Here is an 18,510-nt window from a genome sequence, read left to right as displayed (position 1 = left end):
AAATTGGGCCCCCGCCTGCGCGGGGGCGACGTTCTCATATCGCTGCGTTCCTATTTCCAGCCGTCTACCGAACGCGCCCCCATGCCAATCGGGTCTAGTATTTTGTTCAATTACTAACCGATCACCAGGAGCGCACCCGATGGATTCGCAGAACGACAAGCCCGGCAACGACCACGGCAACGACCACCTCCAACCTTCGCGCCGCCGCTTCGTCGGCACCGTCGCCGCCGGCCTGGCCGCGCCGGCGCTGGCCCAATCGCAGGGCGGCGGACAAGCGTCCGCATCGACGGGACGCCCGCTGACGCCGCCCAACTATCCGAAGCCGCCGTTCCAGCGCCAGAAACAGGAATGGCCGGGCCTGGCCAGCAAGATGATTCCCCCGCCCGACCACGGCGAAACCAGCTACAAGGGCAGCGGCAAGCTGACCGGGCGCCGCGCCCTGATCACGGGCGGCGACTCCGGCATGGGCCGCGCCGCCGCCATCGCCTATGCCCGCGAAGGCGCCGACGTGGCCATCAACTACCTGCCGCACGAGGAACCGGATGCGCGCGACGTGGCCGACCTGATCCGCAAGGCCGGCCGCAAGGCGGTGCTGATTCCCGGCGACATCCGCGACGAGGCCTTCTGCAAGCGCCTGGTGGCGGACGCCGTCAAGCAGCTGGGCGGCCTCGACATCCTGGTCAGCAATGCCGCGCGCCAGCAATCGATCGAATCGATCCTCGACCTGAGCACGGCCGAGATGGACCAGCACTTCAAGACCAATCTGTACGCGATGTTCTGGATCGTCAAGGCGGCCGTGCCGCACATGCAGCCGGGCAGCGCGATCATCGTCACCGCCTCGGTGCAGGCCTACGAACCTTCGCCCAACCTGCTGGCCTATGCCTCGACCAAGGCGGCCCAGGTCGCCTTCACGAAGGCGCTGGCCAAGCAGCTGGGCGACAAGGGTATCCGCGTGAATGCGGTGGCGCCGGGCCCCGTGTGGACGCCGCTGCAGGTGACGGGCGGCCAGAGCCAGGAAGGACTGGAGAAATTCGGTTCGGAATCGCTGATGAAGCGCCCCGGCCAGCCGGGCGAGCTGGCGGGCGCCTACGTGATCCTGGCGGCGGCGGAATCGAGCTTTACCACCGGCCAGATCTATGGCGTGACCGGCGGCGCCGGTTGGCCCTGACCGTGCGCGTGCGCTGCGCCGCTTCAGCGGCGCAGCAGTTCCCTTAGGGCGGACACGAGCATCGAGGCCAGTGAGCGGGTCCGGATCGGGCTGCCGAGCGAACCGGCATAGTTGCAACGCGGGGTAATGGGCATATTCGTTCTCCAATTTTTATTAGCAGAATAGCCACACCGCATGGATGATTCTGTGCGGCATTTCGCATAAGCAGCGACGATTGCACAGTTGATCCATCTCAAATGGATGGCTCCTGCGCTATTTACCCTTGGCGGGTCGCCGCACAAGGCGGCCCATCCATTCAAACGGCAAACGACAGGAGACCTTTCATGAGCTATGCGGATCGCGACAAATACGGCATGTACAAACAAAGCGGCAGCGCAGGCCCCGGCCCGGCGCTGATGGGGGCCGACACCCTGCTCGGCGAAGACGTGGTCAATGCCAGCGACGAAGACCTGGGCGACATCAAGGAAATCATGCTGGACATGCAGACCGGCCAGGTCGCCTACGCCGTGCTGGCGTTCGGCGGCTTCCTCGGCATGGGCGAGAAACTGTTCGCCGTGCCCTGGCAGGCGCTGCACCTGGACACCGCCAACAAGCGCTTCGTGCTGAATGTCGCCAAGGAACGCCTGAAGAATGCCCCGGGCTTCGACAAGGATGCCTGGCCCGACATGTCCGACGTGCAGTGGGCCAACCAGATCCATACCTTCTACGGCACCGATCCGAACCGCAACGCCGGCCCCAGCATGGGACCGGGCTCGAACGTGGGGATGGGCGGGATGGTCGGCGGTGCGGGCGTCGGGGCCGGCACCGGGTCGATGGGCGCGGGCCATGCGGGCGGTACGGGCATGGGCGCCGGCGCGGACCTGGGCAGCGGCGCCGGGTCCAGCACCGACCCGCGTGCCGGCAACCTGGGCGACGATACGGACATCAGCCGCCTGCGCGGCAGCAATATCGGCTGAAGCGGGCGCTTGCTTACGTGGCGGGCGTGGCCGGCACGGCCGGCGCATCCGGCTTCGCGGCCACCGATGTCGGCAGCGCGGCAGCCAGCGCGAACAATTGCTGGCGCGCCTCGCCCTGCGCGGCGGCGTCGATCCACAACTGGTAATCGCGCTGCCCTTCCTGCCAGCTGAGGATCGACACGGCACGGCCTGCGCTACCGTGCAGCACGTCCAGACGCGCAGGCCGGTCGTTCACGCGCTCCGGCGCGTCCATTGCGCTGCGCTCTCGCGACGCCGTCGAATCGTGCGGATCGCGCGTGCCGTCGGCCGCCATGTCGTGTTCGACCAGCGTTACCGTACGGCCGTCCGGCAGGCGGAAGCTGCGGTACAGGCGCGCATGCTCGCCCTGGACATCCTCGGCCATGCCGCCCAGGCTCGTCAACGCGGCCAGCGGCGTGCCGGCCAGGTCGACCGGCTCGAAGTCCAGGCCGGCCAGCGCCAGCGGCAAGGGTTTCAGCCTGGAAGCGATGTCGAAGCGGGCCAGTTCGTCCCTTGCCACCGTTGCGGGCGCCTGCCTGCGCGGCACGTCGATGGCCGAGCCGGCGCTCGACAACAGGGTATAGCCTGCCGCGATGGCTGCAATGGCAATCAGGGTCAGGCGTTTGGCGTGCATGCTACTCTCCGGTGTCGATATTACTATTGTACAACTATTGTCGTGGCAACCCGCCACGAAAAAAAACGGAGCCCGGCGGGCTCCGTCTGGCATATCACCCTGGATTTACTTGACGGCGCTCAGTTCGATGTCGAAGACCAGGCCGGCGTTCGGCGGAATTCCATTCTGGCCAGCGGCTCCATACGCCAGGCTCGACGGGATCAGCACGGTGCGCTTGCCGCCCACCTTCATGCCCTGCACGCCTTGGTCGAAGCCCTTGATGACGGCGCCGGCGCCCACGGTAAAGGGGAACGTGCCGCTGTCGAACTTGTTGCCCTTGTGATCGGCGGCCGTGGCGCTGTACAGCCAGCCGGTGTAGGTCACGGTCGCGGTCTTGCCCGTCACGGCCTCGGCACCGGTGCCGACGACGGTATTGGTGATGGTCAGCGCCGCCGGGTTGGCGACGACGACACCGCTCGACGAATCGCCGTCACCACCGCCTCCGCAAGCGCTCAGGCTCAGGATGGCGGCGAATGCGGCGACGAGGGGGAACTTCAGTTTCATGATCATCCTAGGGAAATGTTTAGTGTTTATAAGAAAACGACCAACATTAACCCAGAGCCCTGTGCATATCTGTTCGGCATTTGTATTTCTTTGTAATCACACTCCATAAGGTAGTGACAAAACCGCCGGCGGACGCGCTAACATGGATGACCCGACACAGGAGTTCCCATGCCTCACCAGACCACCCTCGCGTTTTCCATCTTCGGCCGCAGCAGCCGCAACATCACCGACGCGGTGGCGAAGGCCGTTGCCGAGTCCGGCGTGCAGTGCGGCCTGGCCCACGTCTTCGTCCAGCACACCAGCTGCTCGCTCCTGATCACGGAAAACGCGGACCCGGACGTGCGCCACGACCTGGAAACCATCCTGCGCCGCCTGGTCCCCGACGGCGATCCGGCCTACCGCCACGACACCGAGGGCCCGGACGACATGGCGGCCCACGCGCGCAGCATGCTGACTTCGACCGGCATCACGGTGCCCGTCGGCGGCGGCAAGCTGCTGCTCGGCACGTGGCAGGGTATCTTCCTGTGGGAGCACCGCACGGGCGAGCATCATCGCTCGGTGGTGGTGACGGTGATGGGGGATTGATTCACATCCGGTGGGCATGCGATGTCCACCCTACGCGCGCTGCTTGAACGCGTGGACGGGAAACCCGTCCACCCTACGAAAATCCACGCGTCCGCGCGGCCAACAACCGCCGCTCAACGCAGCATCGACTCCCACACCTTCTGCAAGCGCTTGCTCGACACCGGCATCGGCGTGCGCAGCTCCTGCGCGAACAGCGACACGCGCAGCTCTTCCAGCATCCAGCGGAACTCGATCATGCGCGGATCGAGGTTCTTCAGCGGCTGGTTCTTGACCGTGCGCTGGAACTGCGAGGCGGCGGTCTGCCACTCGGCCATCAGCTGGGCGTCGCGCGACGGGTTGCCGCGCAGTTTTTCGAGACGGATGTTCATCGCCTTCAGGTAGCGCGGGAAGTGCGCCAGCTGGCTGTACTCCGTCTCGGCCACGAAGCGCTTGTGCACCAGGCCCTGCAACTGCGACTGCATGTCGCTGGCCACGGCCGGCGGCAAGCCTTGCAGGCGCTTGGGCAGGCCGTGGAACTCGGCCAGGATCTGGCCCACTAGGCGCGCGATCTCGTTGATGAGCAGGCCCAGGCGGCCCTTGCCTTCGTCCTTGCGCTTGTTGAACGAGGCCGCGTCGTGCGGCAGCGGATCCTGCAGGCAGGCGATGTCGATGGCCTTGCTGACGATCTGCTCGCGCAATTCGTCGGGCGAGCCGACCGACATGAACTGCATGCCCATCTGCTGCAGGCCCGGCACGTTCTTCTCGGCGAACTTCAGCTGTTCCTTGAACTGCAGCGCGAACAGGCGGCGCAGGCCGATGCGGTGGGTGCGCGCGGCCACGTTCGGGTCGTCGAACACTTCCAGGTCGCAGTGGTTGCCCTTGTCGACCAGCGCCGGGAAGCCGATCAGCGTCAGCTTGCCCTGCGTGATCTCCAGCAGCTCCGGCAGCTCGCCGAACGTCCACGACGTGATGTTGGTGTGCTGGCTGACGGCCGGCGCCTTCTGCTCCGGCGCGGGTGCGCTGCCCTTGCCGGCGGCAGTACCAGCAGCAGCAGCAGCCCCGGGCGCGCCCGCCTTCGCGGGCTTGGCGCCGCCGCCGAACGCCGCCTGCATCCGTTCTCCCGACGCCGGCGCGCTTTCCGCCATGCGCTGGAAGCTCTGGCGCGCCTGGCCGCCCAGCTCGGCCTGCAGCGTGGCGAGGTTGCGGCCCATGTCGAGCTGGCGCCCATGCTCGTCGACCACCTTGAAATTCATCGACAGGTGGGCCGGCAGCGTCTCCAGCTTGAAGTCGGTCGTGAGCACGCGCGCGCTGGTGTGGGCGTGGATGTCCGCGATCAGCGCGTCGATCAGGTCGCCGCGGCCGAAGCGCACCGGGTCCTGGTTGCGGTCGAAGAAGTTCGCCGCGTACTCCGGCAGCGGCACGCAGTGGCGGCGCAGCTTCTGCGGCAGGGATTTCAACAGCAGCTGTACCTTTTCCTTCAGCATGCCCGGCACCAGCCAGCCCGGACGCTCCTGGGGAATCTGGTTCAGCGCGAACAGCGGCACCGTCAAGGTCACGCCGTCGCGCGGGCTGCCCGGCTCGAAGTGGTACGTGAGGCCCATCTCGATGCCGGTGACGTTCATCGTCTTCGGGAACAGCTCGGTCGTGACGCCGGCCGCCTCGTGGCGCATCAACTCCTCGCGCACGAGGTACAGCAGCTTCGGATTGTCGCGCGACGCGTCCTTGTACCACTTCTCGAAGCCGGCGCCGTTCACCACGTCGGCCGGGATCTGCTGGTCGTAGAAGGCGGCGATCAGCTGGTCGTCGACCAGCACGTCCAGGCGGCGCGACTTGTGTTCGAGGTTCTCGATCTCGCGCACCAGCTTGTGGTTGTGGGCGAAGAACGGCGCGCGCGTGTCGTAGTCGCCCGCCACCAGCGCGTCGCGGATGAAGATCTCGCGCGCCTCGGCCGGGTTGTGCAGCGCGTAGTTGATGCGGCGCTGGCTGTAGACGACGATGCCGTACAGCGTGGCGCGCTCCGCGGCCGTCACCTGCGCCGTGCGCTTTTCCCAGCGCGGCTCGCCCCACGATTTCTTCAGCAGGTGGCCGCCGATCTTCTCGACCCACTCGGGCTGGATCTGGGCGACGCAGCGCGCGTACAGGCGCGTCGTCTCGACCAGTTCGGCCGCCATGATCCACTTGCCGGCCTTCTTGCCCAGCGAGGAGCCAGGCCAGATGTGGAACTTGATGCCGCGCGCGCCCAGGTAGGCGCCGCCGGCGCCCTCTTCTTCCATCTTGTAGCCGATGTTGCCGAGGAGGCCCGTCAACAGCGCCAGGTGCACCTGGTCGTAGGTCGCCGGCAGCTCGTTCAGGCGCCAGCCCTGCTCGCGCACGATGGTGAGCAGCTGCGAATGCACGTCGCGCCACTCGCGCAGGCGCACCTGCGACAGGAAGTTCTCGCGGCAGTTTTCCTGCAGCTGGCGGTTGGTCTTCTTGTTCTCGATGGCCTGCTCGAACCAGCGCCAGATCTTGACGAAGCTGAGGAACTCGCTCTTCTCGTCGGCGAACTTCTTGTGCTTCTCGTCGGCCTGCTGCTGGTACTCCATGGGCCGGTCGCGCGGATCCTGCACCGACAGCGCGGACGCGATGATCAGCATCTCGGTCAGGCAGGTGTTGTCGACGGCGGCCAGGATCATGCGGCCCACGCGCGGGTCGAGCGGCAGCTTGGCCAGCTTACGGCCCATGGCGGTCAGCTGGTTGGCGTCGTCGACGGCGCCCAGCTCCTGCAGCAATTGATAGCCGTCGGCGATGGCGCGGCCCTGCGGCGGCTCGACGAACGGGAAGGTCTCGACGTCCGTCAGGTGCAGGGACTTCATGCGCAGGATGACGGCCGCCAGCGACGAGCGCAGGATCTCCGGGTCCGAGAACTTGGGACGCTGCAGGAAGTCCTCTTCCTCGTACAGGCGGATGCAGACGCCGTCGGCCACGCGGCCGCAGCGGCCGGCGCGCTGGTTGGCGGCCGACTGCGCGATCGGCTCGACCTGCAATTGTTCGACCTTGTTGCGGTAGCTGTAGCGCTTCACGCGCGCCAGGCCCGAGTCCACCACGTAGCGGATGCCGGGCACGGTCAGCGAGGTCTCGGCCACGTTGGTGGCCAGCACGATGCGGCGCGCGTTCGTGGTGCGGAACACGCGGTCCTGCTCCTCGACGGACAGGCGCGCGAACAGCGGCAGGATCTCGACGTGCGGCGGATGGTGCTTGCGCAGCGCCTCGGCGCAGTCGCGGATCTCGCGCTCGCCGGGCAGGAACACGAGCACGTCGCCTTGTCCGAGGCGGCACAATTCGTCGACGCCGTCGACGACGGCATCCATCAGGTCGCGCTTGTCGCGCGCGGCCTGCGCCTTGGAGACGGACTTGCCGTCGGCGGCCGGCGCGAACTCCTGGTCGCGCTCGACGGGGCGGTAGCGCACCTCGACCTTGTACAGGCGGCCGGACACCTCGATCACGGGCACCGGCTTGTCCGGCGTGCCGAAATGGCGCGCGAAGCGCTCGGCGTCGATCGTCGCCGAGGTGATGATCACCTTCAGGTCGGGACGGCGCGGCAGGATCTGCTTCAGGTAGCCGAGCAGGAAGTCGATGTTCAGGCTGCGTTCGTGCGCCTCGTCGATGATGATCGTGTCGTAGGCCTTGAGCAGCGGATCGGTCTGGGTCTCGGCCAGCAGGATACCGTCGGTCATGAGCTTGACCCAGGCGCCGGACGTCAGCGTGTCATTGAAGCGCACCTTGAAGCCCACATGCTCGCCCAGCGGCGAGCCCAGTTCGTGGGCGATGCGCTTGGCGGTGGACGATGCCGCGATGCGGCGCGGCTGCGTGTGGCCGATCAGGCCCTTCTCGCCGCGCCCCAGCTCCAGGCAGATCTTCGGCAGCTGGGTGGTCTTGCCCGAACCGGTCTCGCCGGACACGATGATCACCTGGTGCTCGGTGAGCGCCTTGGCGATTTCCGCGCGCCGGCCCGAGACGGGCAGGTCTTCCGGAAAGGTGATCGGGGGCAGAGGATTACGCGCGGCGGCCTTGCGCTCTGCATCCTTCGATGCACCGCCGCGGCGCGCGTCGTCGCGCGGTCCACGCTCTTCGCGCTGGCCGCGTCCTTCATGCCCCTTGCGCTCCTTGGCGCCCTCGCGCGCGGGCTGCGCCGGCGCGGTGCGCACCTGGGCCTGCGCCAGCGCATCGGCCAGCGCGCCGTTGCGGCCCGGGGCGGCGGCACGGCGCTGGTTCGGATGGCGATCGGGGGAAGCGGCGCGCGCTCCATTCGGCGCAGGCTTGTTACTCTGTTCAGACATTGATTTTTACGAGGTATTTGGTGCGCAAATCGCGCAGCGAATTATAATGCGGCAAATGGAAAACCCTACCCAATTCGTCCAGTGGCTGCGCTCCGTCGCGCCGTACATTCACGCATTCGGCGGCAAGACCTTCGTCGTCGCCTTCCCCGGCGAACTGGCCGCGGCCGGCGCCCTGCCGGTGCTGGCCCAGGACTTGTCCCTGCTGGTCGGCCTGGGCATCCGCATCGTGCTCGTGCACGGTTCGCGCCCCCAGGTCGCCGAACAGCTCGCGCTGCGCAACGTCGAGGGGCGCTTCCATAACGGCGTGCGCATCACCGACATCGCCGCGATGGAATGCGCGAAGGAAGCGGCCGGCGAACTGCGCCTGGACATCGAGGCGGCGTTCAGCCAGGGTTTGCCCAACACGCCGATGTCGAACGCGCACATCAGCGTCGTCTCCGGCAATTTCGTCACGGCCCGCCCGCTGGGCGTGATCGACGGCGTCGACCACGAACTGACGGGCGTCACCCGCAAGGTCGCGGCCGACAAGATCCAGACCATCCTGGACACCGAGGACAACGTCGTCCTGCTGTCCCCGCTGGGCTTCTCGCCCACCGGCGAACTGTTCAACCTGACCATGGAAGACGTGGCGATGTCCGCCGCGATCGCCCTGCACGCCGAAAAACTCATCTTCATCACGGAAACCTCGCTGATGAAGGACGCCGGCGGCGCCGAGATCCGCGAACTGTCCTCGCACCTGGCCGAAGCCGTGCTGCAGGCCGGCTTCCTGCCATCGGATGCCGCGTTCTACCTGCAGCACGCCATCAAGGCCTGCAACAGCGGCGTCGACCGTACCCACATCATCCCGTACCAGCTGGACGGCTCGGCCCTGCTCGAACTGTTCACCCACGACGGCGTGGGCACCATGATCACGCACGAGAACCTGGAGAGCCTGCGCAAGGCCACAATTGAGGACGTCGGCGGAATTATCAAGCTCATCGAACCGCTGGAAGCCGACGGCACCCTCGTCAAGCGCCCGCGCGAGCTCATCGAACGCGAGATCGAGCAATTCTCCGTGATCGACCACGACGGCATCATCTTCGGCTGCGCCGCCCTGTACCCGTTCCCGGAAGACAAGATGGCCGAAATGGCATGCCTGACCGTCAGCCCCGACGCGCAAGCCCAGGGCGACGGCGAACGCATCCTGAAGCACATGGAAAACCGCGCGCGCGCCGCCGGCATGACCAAGCTGTTCGTGCTGACCACGCGCACCTCGCACTGGTTCAAGAAGCGCGGCTTCGTGCCGGCCACCGTCGAGGACCTGCCGAAGGACCGCGCGCACATGTACAACTGGCAGCGGCGCTCGCAGGTGCTGATCAAGACGCTGTAAACACACGAACCTCAGCACGAACCTCAGCACGAACCTCACATAGCGTCGTCCCTGCGAAGGCAGGGACCCAATTCACGATGCGACTTCGGACGCAACATTGGGTCCCTGCCTTCTCAGGGACGACGTACGAGCGCCGGTAGAATTTTTGTGCTCCCCGTATAATCACGTTTTTCGCATACCAACCAGGAGCAAGAACATGGCCCGCACCGTCCACTGCATCAAACTGAACAAGGAAGCCGAAGGCCTGGCCTTCCCGCCGTACCCGGGCGAACTGGGCAAGCGCATCTACGAAAGCGTGTCGAAGGAAGCCTGGGACGGCTGGCTCAAGCACCAGACCATGCTGATCAACGAAAACCGCCTGAACATGGCCGACGCCCGCGCGCGCAAATACCTGGCCACCCAGATGGAACGCCACTTCTTCGGCGAAGGCGCCGACCAGGCCGCCGGTTACGTGCCGCCGAGCGCCTGATACGGCTGCCTACGGCGCCGCCGGCACGCAGGCCGGCGCGCCGTTCAGGTAACGCCATCCATCGCGCCGCTCCACCAGCGGCAAGGCGCCGGACAGGCGCTGGCCCCGCGGGCACAACACCTCGTCGACGCGGCGGCTTTCCACATTGAACAGTACTTTCCGCACCGGCCCCTGCCTGGGCCACACCACGACCCCATGGATGTCCATGCCGTCTTCGGTGCCGCGGCTGCGCTCGAAGAAAATTTCCGGATCGGGGTTGTAGAGCGCCGGCGCATGCGCCAGCACCAGCCGCGCGAGCGGACTGAATTCGGTGTGCCCGTATTTCTTGGCGTGCACCATGGCGGCCGCCTGCAGCGCGAACGCCGCGCACAGCAAGGCCAGCGGCCAGCGCGAGCGCGTGCGCAGCCAGCCGAACGCCAGCAACAGCAGCGGCATGGCGCCCCAGAACACATAGCGCAGGATGCCCACGCCGCCGGGATTCCAGTTCTGCGCCGACAAGGTCGGCACGGCCAGCGCCAGCATGAACAGCAGGGCCAGCACCGCCGCCAGCCGTGGCACGGGCCGGCGCGGAACGATCCCGGCCAGCAGCAGCAGGATGCCGGGCACCGCCAGGATCATGCCCTGGTCCAGGTCGAAGTAATAGGAAAACAGCCGCTGCGGCCCGACCAGGTGGGGATCGGTCCAGTCGCGGCCGATAATGCTGGGCACATGCCATTGCCACAGCCCGAAAGCGAACGGCAGCAATGCCAGCACGCCCAGCAGCAACGCCCCGTGCAGGCGCGCATCGCCCAGCACGGCGCGCCAGCCCGTGAATGGATGCGGCCGGCCTTCGGCGCGGTCGTGCAGCAGGCTGAACAGCGGGGCGAACGCGGCGACGAAGACGAGTGAGGGATTCTGCATCGCCGCCACGCCGGCCAGCAGGCCGCCGGCCAGCGGCCGGCCGAGCACGAACAGCAGGGTGCCGGCCAGGCAGGCGCAGGCGGTGACCATTTCCGGTCCGCCCCAGTTGATGTACAGGATGCCGCCGGTCCCCAGTACGAGCCCGAGCCCCACGAAGGCGCGCCGCGCGGAGCCGAAGAAGCGGTGCAGCACCAGCCCCAATAGCCAGAAAGCCGCGAAGTTGACGACCTGGAAGGCCTTCATGGGATTGGCGCCGACGCCCTGCAGCAGCCGGAACGCCGGCGCCGCCAGGGCCGGGTAGGCAAAGAAGTGGATGGGGAACATGTCGCCGTCCTTGCCGCGATGCAGGCCCGGCAGGGAGTCCTTGCCGCCGCGCGCGATATCGTCGCGGATGCCGTCGAACAGCGCGCGGTAGTTGGCATCGGGCGCCAGCGCCGCGGCCAGCGCCGCATCGTCCGCGCGCACGTCCGGCGTGCCGTGGCGCGCGATGGCGATCGTCGTCAGCCAGTATTCGAAAAAGTCGCCGACCAGGTAGGGCCGGCTCGCCAGCAGGGCAAGCAGGATGAAGGCCAGCTGGACGGCGAACGCCCGCGGCGACGGCCCCCATCCGCGCCGCGCGCCAATGCCGGCGCGGCCGGCAGGCACGGCGTCCGGCGCATTGCGCAGCAAGGCCAGCGAACGCATGCGCATTACATCTGCCGGCACTGGCGCAGCTCGCAGCGCGCCATGAACACCTTGCCGTCGTCGCACACCATGCGATAGACCTCGACCGGTCCCGGCTCGGTGACGAGGCCGGCGCCCTGCCCGCCCGTGCAGGCCTGCTGGCGCGCCAGCTTCTCGACCGTGGCCGAGGAGACGCCGGTGCGGAACGGGATCTTCTGGATGGCGTCGCTTTCGGACCGGGCCGCTGCCGCAGGCGCCGGGGCCGGCGGCGCGACCGGCTCCGGGAACACGCTGCGGTACGCGGCGCAACCGCCGAGCGACAGCAGGAGGACGGCGGCGAGCAGGCGCGTCATGGCGGTCCCGGTCAGAAGGCCATCGTCTTGACGCCGTCGCCGGTGCCCAGCAGGCAGACGTTGGCGCCGCGCTGGGCGAACAGGCCGACGGCGATCACGCCGACGATCTGGTTGATCTCGGTTTCCAGCGCCACCGGGTCCGTGATCGACAGGCCGGCCACGTCGAGGATGTAGCCGCCGTTGTCGGTGACGAAGGCGTCCGTGCCGCCCGCCTTGGTGCGCAGGCGCGGCTGGCCGCCCAGCAGGGCCAGCTTGCGGCTGACGGCATTCGCGGCCATCGGGATCACTTCGACCGGCAGCGGAAACTTGCCGAGCGTGTCGACCAGCTTGGAGCCGTCGGCGATGCAGACGAACTTGCCGGACACGGAGGCCACGATCTTTTCGCGCGTCAGCGCGGCGCCGCCGCCCTTGATCATCGCGCCCGAGGCGTCGATCTCGTCGGCGCCGTCGACGTAGACGGAAATCGACTCGACATCGTTCAGGTCGAGCACCTCGATGCCGTGGCCGCGCAGGCGGGCCGCCGTCGCTTCCGACGACGCCACCGCGCCCTTGATGCGGTCCTTGATCTTGCCGAGTTCGTCGATGAAGAAATTGGCGGTCGAGCCGGTGCCGACGCCGATGATCTCGCCGTCGACCACGTAGTCGATGGCGGCGCGGGCCACTGCCTGCTTGAGTTCGTCCTGGGTCATGATGATGCTTGGTGGGAGTAAAGGAATCCGCCATTCTAGCGGATACGGCGTGTACTTCCGCCAAATCCTTGCACAGGTTTTTGTCGATTCGGCATTATAATGTTGCAACCAAAGAAACACATCGACCGCCATGTCCCGATTCCTGCCTGCCCTCCTGCTCGCTTCCCTGCTGACGCTCGCGCTGGGCGTCGCCAGCGCCGCCGACCTCCAGTCCTTCCTGCCCTCCGGCCCCTACCGCGTGGGCCTGCACGTGAAGCAGCAGTACGACCGGGCGCGCGTCTACCAGCATGCGCGCAATCCGGTCACGGCCCAGGCCAATGGCGGCGACCGTTCGCGGCCGATCCAGACGCTGGTCTGGTATCCGGCGATCGGCCACGGCGCCCCGCTCTCCTACCGCGACTACGTGGCCACCGTGGCCACCGAGGAGGAATTCAGCCGCACCGCGGACCAGGTACGGCTTGCCACCGACCTGCTGGTCCGGCAGCGCTCCGCGGGCGCGCCGCAGGTGCCGGCCGCCATGGCGCAGCGGGTGCGCGCGCTGCGCGACGCGCCCGAGCGGCCCGGCAAGTTCCCCGTCGTGATCTACGCGCCCAGCCACAGCGCCTATGCGATGGAAAACGCCGACCTCTGCGAATACCTGGCCAGCCATGGCTACATCGTGATCGCCAGCGCCTCGCTGGGCGCGCGCTCGCATGCGATGACGGCCGACCTGGAAGGCGCCGAAGCCCAGGCAAACGACATCGGCTTCCTGGTCGGCTACGCGCATACGCTGGAGCAGGCCGACACGACGCGCATCGGCGTGGTCGGCTACAGCTGGGGAGGCCTGTCGAACGTGCTGGCCGCGGCGCGCGACGACCGCATCCGCGCCCTCGTCAGCCTGGACGGCTCGCTGCGCGCCGCCTTCGAATACGTGAACGGCGGCCCGCGCTCGGCGCGCTACGTGACGCCCGAACGCCTGGCCGTGCCGCTGCTGTACGTGACGCGCCTGCAGGGCGGCGGGCAAGGCGGCGATCAAGACAAGGGCGAGATCGACAGCGGCATCGGCGCCGACCTGCTGGCACGCATGCGCTACGCCGACATCTACCTGGCCACCATGGAAGCGGCGAGCCACATGGACTTCTCGTCGTGGTCGCTGCGCATGGCGCCCGACAGCGCCTTCCGCGGCCGCACGCGCGCCCGGGCGGAGGCCGCCTACGGCGCGATGGCGCGCACGGTGCAGCGCTTCCTCGACGCCCGCCTGAAGAACGACGCCGCCGCCCTGCGCCTGCTCGACGCCGACCTCGCGCCGAACGCCACCCCGCCCGGCCTGGTGTCGCTCGCCGTGCGCCGCGCCGCCAGCCCGGCGCCCACCATGGACACCTTCCTCGACCAGCTCGGCCGCCAGGGCTTCGAGCGCATCGGCGCCATCTACGACCAGCTGCATGCGCAGAACCCGGAGCTGTCGCTCGACCCGCTGCAGGTCCACGACTGGGGCATGAAGCTGCTGCGCGAACGGCGCCCGCGCGAAGCGGCGCAGGTGTTCGCCCTGGGCGTGCGCCTGTATCCGGAGCGCTTCGAATTCCTGTACGACGGCCTGGGGCAGGCCCAGGAAGCGGCGGGCGAGCGCGCCGGCGCCATCGCCAGCTACCGCCAGGCGCTGGCGCTGGAACCCACGCACCCGCACGCGCGCGAGCGCCTGGGCGCGCTGGAGGCGGCGCCGGCCATGCAATAGCGCACGCGGGAACACAGCGCGCAGGACCGCATCGAATTCCCATCGTCAACCGTGCGCCCGCGCACCGCTCAGCGGTGTAGCGTGAACGACCGGGCCAGGCTTGCGCGCTGGCCCTTTTGCGCCAACGGACGAGAAAGGAGCGACTGTGAACCAGCGTTATCGACCGATCACGCGCCTCGGCATGGGCGGCACCGGCCTGGGCGACATGTACCACGCGACCACCGAGGAATCGGCCCAGGCGGCCGTGGACGCATCCTGGGATGCGGGCATCCGCTACTTCGACACCGCGCCGCACTACGGCGCCGGCCTGTCCGAACACCGCTTCGGCCAGGCGCTGCGGCGGCGCCCGCGCGACACCTACACGCTGTCGACCAAGGTCGGGCGCCTGCTCGCGCCGCATCCGGCGGGCGACATCGAAAGCCCCTTCGTCGGCACGCTGCCGTTCAAGCGCGTGTTCGACTACACGGCCGACGGCGTACGCCGCTCGATCGAGGACAGCCTGCAGCGCCTGGCGCTGGGCCACATCGACATCGTCTACGTGCACGACCTGTCGCCGGATTATTTCGGGAACGAGTTCGACCGCAACTTCGCCGTCGCGGCGGGTCCCGGCGGCGCCTTCGAAGGCCTCGTCAAGCTGCGCGAGGAAGGCGTCATCAAGGGCTGGGGCCTGGGCGTGAACACGGTCGAACCCTGCCTGCGCGCGCTGCGGCAGTCCGACCCCGACATCTTCCTGCTGGCCGGCCGCTACACGCTGATGGAAACGACGCCGCTGGACGAGCTGTTCCCTCTGTGCGCGCAACGCGGCGCGAGCGTCGTGCTGGGCGGCCCGTTCAATTCGGGCTTCCTGGCCGGCGGCGACCACTACGACTACGCGCCGGCCACGCCGGACAAGATCGCCCAACGCGAACGCCTGCGGCAGGTCGCGGCGCGCCACGGCATCGACCTGGCCGCCGCCGCCCTGCAGTTCGGCCTCGCGCATCCGGTGGTGGCCGCGACCATCCCCGGCGCCAGCAGCCCGGAACACGCGAAACGCAATGCGGCCCTGATGGACGTGGCGATCCCCGCGCAGTTCTGGCAGGAGCTGCGCGCCGAGGGACTGGTGCCCGAGGCGGCGCCGCTGCCGGACGGGAAGCCGGTCCTGTAGTCGGCCGGACGCGCGTGCGGGATTACAGAATCGAGCGGTAGCTGCCGCCCTCCACGCGCACGGCCGCGCCATTCGTCGCCGCACCGAGCGGACTGGCGAGCAGCGCCACCATGGCGGCCACCTCGTCCGCGTCGATCATGCGCGCGATCAGCGAGCTGGGACGGTAGGTCGCGAAGAAATGGGCTTCGATCTCCGCGTCGCTCATGCCGGGCCGCGGGGCGGTCTGGCGCAGGTACTCGACGATGCCGTCCGAGCGCGTGGCGGCCGGCAGCACGCTGTTGACCGTGACGCCGGTGCCGCGCGTCAGCTCGGCCAGGCCGCGCGCCACCGCCAGCTGCGCCGACTTGCTGACGCCGTAGTGGATCATGTCCGGCGGCGTGAAGGCGCCGACTTCGCTGGACACGAAGATCACGCGTCCCCAATCCTTGTCCAGCAGGCGCGGAAAATAATGGCGCGCCAGCCGCACGCCCGACATGACGTTGACGTCGAACATGCGCATCCAGTCCGCATCGCTGATCTCGGCGAACGGCTTGCCCTCGTAGTAGCCGAGGTTGTTGACGAGGATGTCCACGTCGGGCACCGCGCCCGTCACCGCCGCGGCGCCGGCCGCATCGCTCAGGTCCGCCACGACCGGCGTCACGCGCGCACCCGGCGCCGCGGCCACGATCGATTCCACGGCACGATCGAGCTTGTCACGGTCGCGCCCCGTGACGACGACGGCAGCGCCTTCGCTGGCGAGCGTCCGGGCGATGGCCAGGCCGATGCCGGCCGTCGCTCCCGTGACCAGTGCGGTCTTTTCCTTCAGTTGCAAATCCATGATGTAGGCGGCTGTAGTTGAACGACCCCAGACTTTATTGTTTCCGCCTGTGCGGATAAACTGGGCTCCGGGGAAATCATTTGTTCCAGGGAGGACCAAATCAGCCGCCAATTCGACTATCTCGACGACCTGGAAGCCTTCATCGCCGTCGCCGAACACGGTTCGTTCACCGCCGGTGCGGTGATCCTCTCGACGACCCCGTCCGTGCTGAGCCGCGCGGTGACGCGGCTGGAGCAACGGCTCGGGGCCCAGCTCATGCGCCGCACGACCCGCAGCGTGACGTTGACGGAGGCCGGCCGCCACTACCTGGAACAGGCGCGCGCGGCATTCAACCTGCTGGACGAGGCGGAACGCGAACTCCAGGGGCAGGCCGGCCCCGTGCGCGGACGGGTGCGCATGAGCGTGCCGACCACGTACGGCCACTACCGGATTCCCGCCCTGCTGGCACGCTTCGCGCACCGGTATCCGGACGTGAAGGTGGAACTGAACATCACCAACCGCAACGTCGACCTGGTCGCCGAAGGGGTGGACCTGGCGATCCGGATGGGCGACTTTTCCCCCAGCGGACTGGTCGCGCGCAAGCTGGCCGACGAAACCCTGTGCCTCGTCGCGGCGCCGGCCTACCTGGAACGGGCCGGCGTCCCGCAAGCGCTCGCGGACCTGGAGCGGCATCGCTGCATTCCGTTCATCCTGCCGCGCACGGGCCGGGTCGCTCCCTGGGTGTTTCGCGAGGGCGGCGGGGACATCGAATGGCAACCGGCGCCAAGCGTCGAGGTATCGGACGACGTGCTGGGCGTCGTGTCGCTGGCGGTTGCCGGCATGGGCATCGCGCAGAGCTACGACTTCATCGTCCACGAGCGCATCGCCAAGGGCGAGCTGGTCGAGGAGTTGCCGGCGCTGCGCGGCCGCACCCGTCCCTTCTCCGTGATCTATGCGCCGCACCGCCTGCAATCCGCCGCGACGCGGGCGATGATCGACGTGCTGGTCGCCGCGAGGCAGGCGTAGCGTTGCCTAGCCCGAGTATTGTTCGCCGCATCCGGGCGGCCTAGAATGGACGAGCATTGCCTTTTCCCCGCCATGGAGCGCCAGACACAATGAAGAACACACCGGGTTTAGTTAAACGCAGCCTGTTTCTCGCGCACGGCGCGCTGCTCGCCGCCGCGGCCGCCGTCGGCCTGCCCGCGCAGGCATCCAATCCGATCGTGCAGGGCTGGTACGCCGACCCCGAGATCCGCATCTTCGAGGGCCGGTACTGGATCTATCCGACCTACTCGGACGATTTCGGCACGCCGGACCGCTCGACGTCCTTCACGCCCGAGCAGCAGCGCATGCGCGCCCAGTCGAAGCTGATCTGGGCGCCCTACCTGAAGCAGACCTTCCTGAACGCGTTTTCCTCGCCGGACCTGGTGCACTGGACGAAGCACCCGCACGTGCTCGACGTGGAGAACGTGGCCTGGGCCGCCTACGCCGTGTGGGCGCCGTCGGCCATCGAGCACAAAGGCAAGTACTACCTGTTCTTCGGCGCCAACGACATCAAGAGCAACGAGCAGGTCGGCGGCATCGGCGTCGCCGTCAGCGACCGGCCCGAAGGCCCGTTCAAGGATGCCCTCGGCAAGCCGCTGGTCGGCCAGATCCGCAACGGCGCCCAGCCGATCGACCAGATGGTGTTCAAGGACGACGACGGCCAGATCTACATGGTTTACGGCGGCTGGCGGCATGCCAACGTCGTCAAGCTGGCGCCGGACCTGCTGGGCGTCGTCCCCTTCCCCGACGGCCAGACCTACAAGGAGATCACACCCGACCCGGCCTATGTGGAAGGCTCGTTCATGGCCAAGCGCAAGGGCGTGTACTACCTCATGTGGTCGGAGGGCGAGTGGACGGGGCCGGACTACAGCGTCGCCTACGCGATGAGCGCGTCGCCCTACGGTCCGTTCAAGCGCATCGGCAAGATCCTGCAACAGGACGGCAAGATCGCCCGCGGCGCGGGCCACCATTCCGTCGTCAACATCCCGGGCACCGACGACTGGTACATCGCCTACCACCGCCGCCCCTTGAACGACAAGGACGGCCACCACCGCGAGATGGCCATCGAGCGCATGTTCTTCAACGAGGACGGTACGATCCGGCCGGTCGTGATGACGAACGAAGGCGTGGCGCCGCGGCCGCTCGTGCCCGGCGGCTGAATCGCCGCGC

The 18,510-nt window shown here is 67.9% G+C and carries 16 protein-coding genes; 9 read left to right on the top strand and 7 right to left on the bottom strand.

Annotated elements, in window-relative coordinates; all coding sequences use genetic code 11:
• Positions 1–139: 139 nt before the first annotated feature.
• Both QPK32_RS06555 and QPK32_RS06550 read left to right on the top strand, forming a co-directional pair.
• Positions 140–1,168, top strand: coding sequence for an SDR family oxidoreductase (locus QPK32_RS06555; protein ID WP_290411977.1), 1,029 nt, complete (start codon positions 140–142; stop codon positions 1,166–1,168).
• A 323-nt stretch (positions 1,169–1,491) separates the two neighbouring features.
• The gene (locus tag QPK32_RS06550; protein ID WP_290411976.1) at positions 1,492–2,124 is read left to right on the top strand and encodes a PRC-barrel domain-containing protein; all 633 of its coding nucleotides are present in this window, start codon (positions 1,492–1,494) and stop codon (positions 2,122–2,124) included.
• Between the two features lie 13 nt (positions 2,125–2,137).
• Here the strand turns inward: QPK32_RS06550 and QPK32_RS06545 are convergent, their stop codons facing one another.
• On the bottom strand, positions 2,138–2,776 hold the full coding sequence (locus tag QPK32_RS06545; RefSeq protein ID WP_290411975.1) for a hypothetical protein: 639 nt from the start codon (positions 2,774–2,776) through the stop codon (positions 2,138–2,140).
• 105 nt (positions 2,777–2,881) lie between these two features.
• A complete protein-coding gene (locus QPK32_RS06540) occupies positions 2,882–3,319 on the bottom strand; it encodes an FKBP-type peptidyl-prolyl cis-trans isomerase (protein WP_290411974.1) in 438 nt (145 codons plus the stop codon).
• Positions 3,320–3,487: 168 nt separating this feature from the next.
• On the opposite strand from QPK32_RS06540, the gene QPK32_RS06535 reads away from it, so the two are divergent.
• The gene (locus tag QPK32_RS06535; RefSeq protein WP_290411973.1) at positions 3,488–3,904 is read left to right on the top strand and encodes a secondary thiamine-phosphate synthase enzyme YjbQ; all 417 of its coding nucleotides are present in this window, start codon (positions 3,488–3,490) and stop codon (positions 3,902–3,904) included.
• 113 nt (positions 3,905–4,017) lie between these two features.
• On the opposite strand, the gene hrpA is transcribed toward QPK32_RS06535, so the two are convergent.
• Positions 4,018–8,202 (bottom strand): ATP-dependent RNA helicase HrpA, encoded by a 4,185-nt coding sequence (gene hrpA, locus QPK32_RS06530; RefSeq protein ID WP_290411972.1) that lies wholly within the window; start codon positions 8,200–8,202, stop codon positions 4,018–4,020.
• Positions 8,203–8,257: 55 nt separating this feature from the next.
• Here hrpA and argA point away from each other — a divergent pair, with 55 nt between their 5' ends.
• On the top strand, positions 8,258–9,571 hold the full coding sequence (argA, locus tag QPK32_RS06525; RefSeq protein WP_290411971.1) for an amino-acid N-acetyltransferase: 1,314 nt from the start codon (positions 8,258–8,260) through the stop codon (positions 9,569–9,571).
• Between the two features lie 196 nt (positions 9,572–9,767).
• Positions 9,768–10,040 (top strand): oxidative damage protection protein, encoded by a 273-nt coding sequence (locus QPK32_RS06520; RefSeq protein WP_290411970.1) that lies wholly within the window; start codon positions 9,768–9,770, stop codon positions 10,038–10,040.
• Between the two features lie 9 nt (positions 10,041–10,049).
• On the opposite strand, the gene QPK32_RS06515 is transcribed toward QPK32_RS06520, so the two are convergent.
• From QPK32_RS06515 to rpiA, 3 genes are read right to left on the bottom strand one after another with little or no spacing between them, the layout of a single operon-like run.
• A complete protein-coding gene (locus tag QPK32_RS06515; protein WP_290411969.1) occupies positions 10,050–11,630 on the bottom strand; it encodes a hypothetical protein in 1,581 nt (526 codons plus the stop codon).
• Positions 11,630–11,956, bottom strand: a complete 327-nt coding sequence (locus QPK32_RS06510; protein WP_290411968.1) for a hypothetical protein — start codon at positions 11,954–11,956, stop codon at positions 11,630–11,632. Before QPK32_RS06510 ends, QPK32_RS06515 begins: the two co-directional genes overlap by 1 nt.
• 11 nt (positions 11,957–11,967) lie before the next feature.
• A complete protein-coding gene (gene rpiA / locus QPK32_RS06505) occupies positions 11,968–12,645 on the bottom strand; it encodes a ribose-5-phosphate isomerase RpiA (protein WP_290411967.1) in 678 nt (225 codons plus the stop codon).
• Positions 12,646–12,775: 130 nt separating this feature from the next.
• Between rpiA and QPK32_RS06500 the strand changes: the two genes are divergently transcribed.
• The gene (locus QPK32_RS06500) at positions 12,776–14,356 is read left to right on the top strand and encodes a dienelactone hydrolase family protein (RefSeq protein WP_290411966.1); all 1,581 of its coding nucleotides are present in this window, start codon (positions 12,776–12,778) and stop codon (positions 14,354–14,356) included.
• A gap of 181 nt (positions 14,357–14,537) precedes the next feature.
• Positions 14,538–15,500, top strand: a complete 963-nt coding sequence (locus tag QPK32_RS06495; protein ID WP_308632468.1) for an aldo/keto reductase — start codon at positions 14,538–14,540, stop codon at positions 15,498–15,500.
• 22 nt (positions 15,501–15,522) lie between these two features.
• Here the strand turns inward: QPK32_RS06495 and QPK32_RS06490 are convergent, their stop codons facing one another.
• Complete coding sequence (locus QPK32_RS06490; protein WP_290411964.1) at positions 15,523–16,317, bottom strand: SDR family NAD(P)-dependent oxidoreductase; 795 nt, start codon at positions 16,315–16,317, stop codon at positions 15,523–15,525.
• Positions 16,318–16,416: 99 nt separating this feature from the next.
• Between QPK32_RS06490 and QPK32_RS06485 the strand changes: the two genes are divergently transcribed.
• Positions 16,417–17,322 (top strand): LysR family transcriptional regulator, encoded by a 906-nt coding sequence (locus QPK32_RS06485; protein WP_290412185.1) that lies wholly within the window; start codon positions 16,417–16,419, stop codon positions 17,320–17,322.
• Positions 17,323–17,411: 89 nt separating this feature from the next.
• Positions 17,412–18,500, top strand: a complete 1,089-nt coding sequence (locus QPK32_RS06480) for a glycoside hydrolase family 43 protein (RefSeq protein WP_290411963.1) — start codon at positions 17,412–17,414, stop codon at positions 18,498–18,500.
• Positions 18,501–18,510: the final 10 nt, after the last annotated feature.

Origin of the sequence: Massilia sp. YIM B02763, from assembly GCF_030412015.1 — a bacterium.
In the GTDB taxonomy this organism is placed as follows: domain Bacteria; phylum Pseudomonadota; class Gammaproteobacteria; order Burkholderiales; family Burkholderiaceae_D; genus Telluria.
The sequence above is the reverse complement of the archived record's forward strand: the minus strand, read 5'-3'. Positions and strand labels throughout refer to the sequence as shown.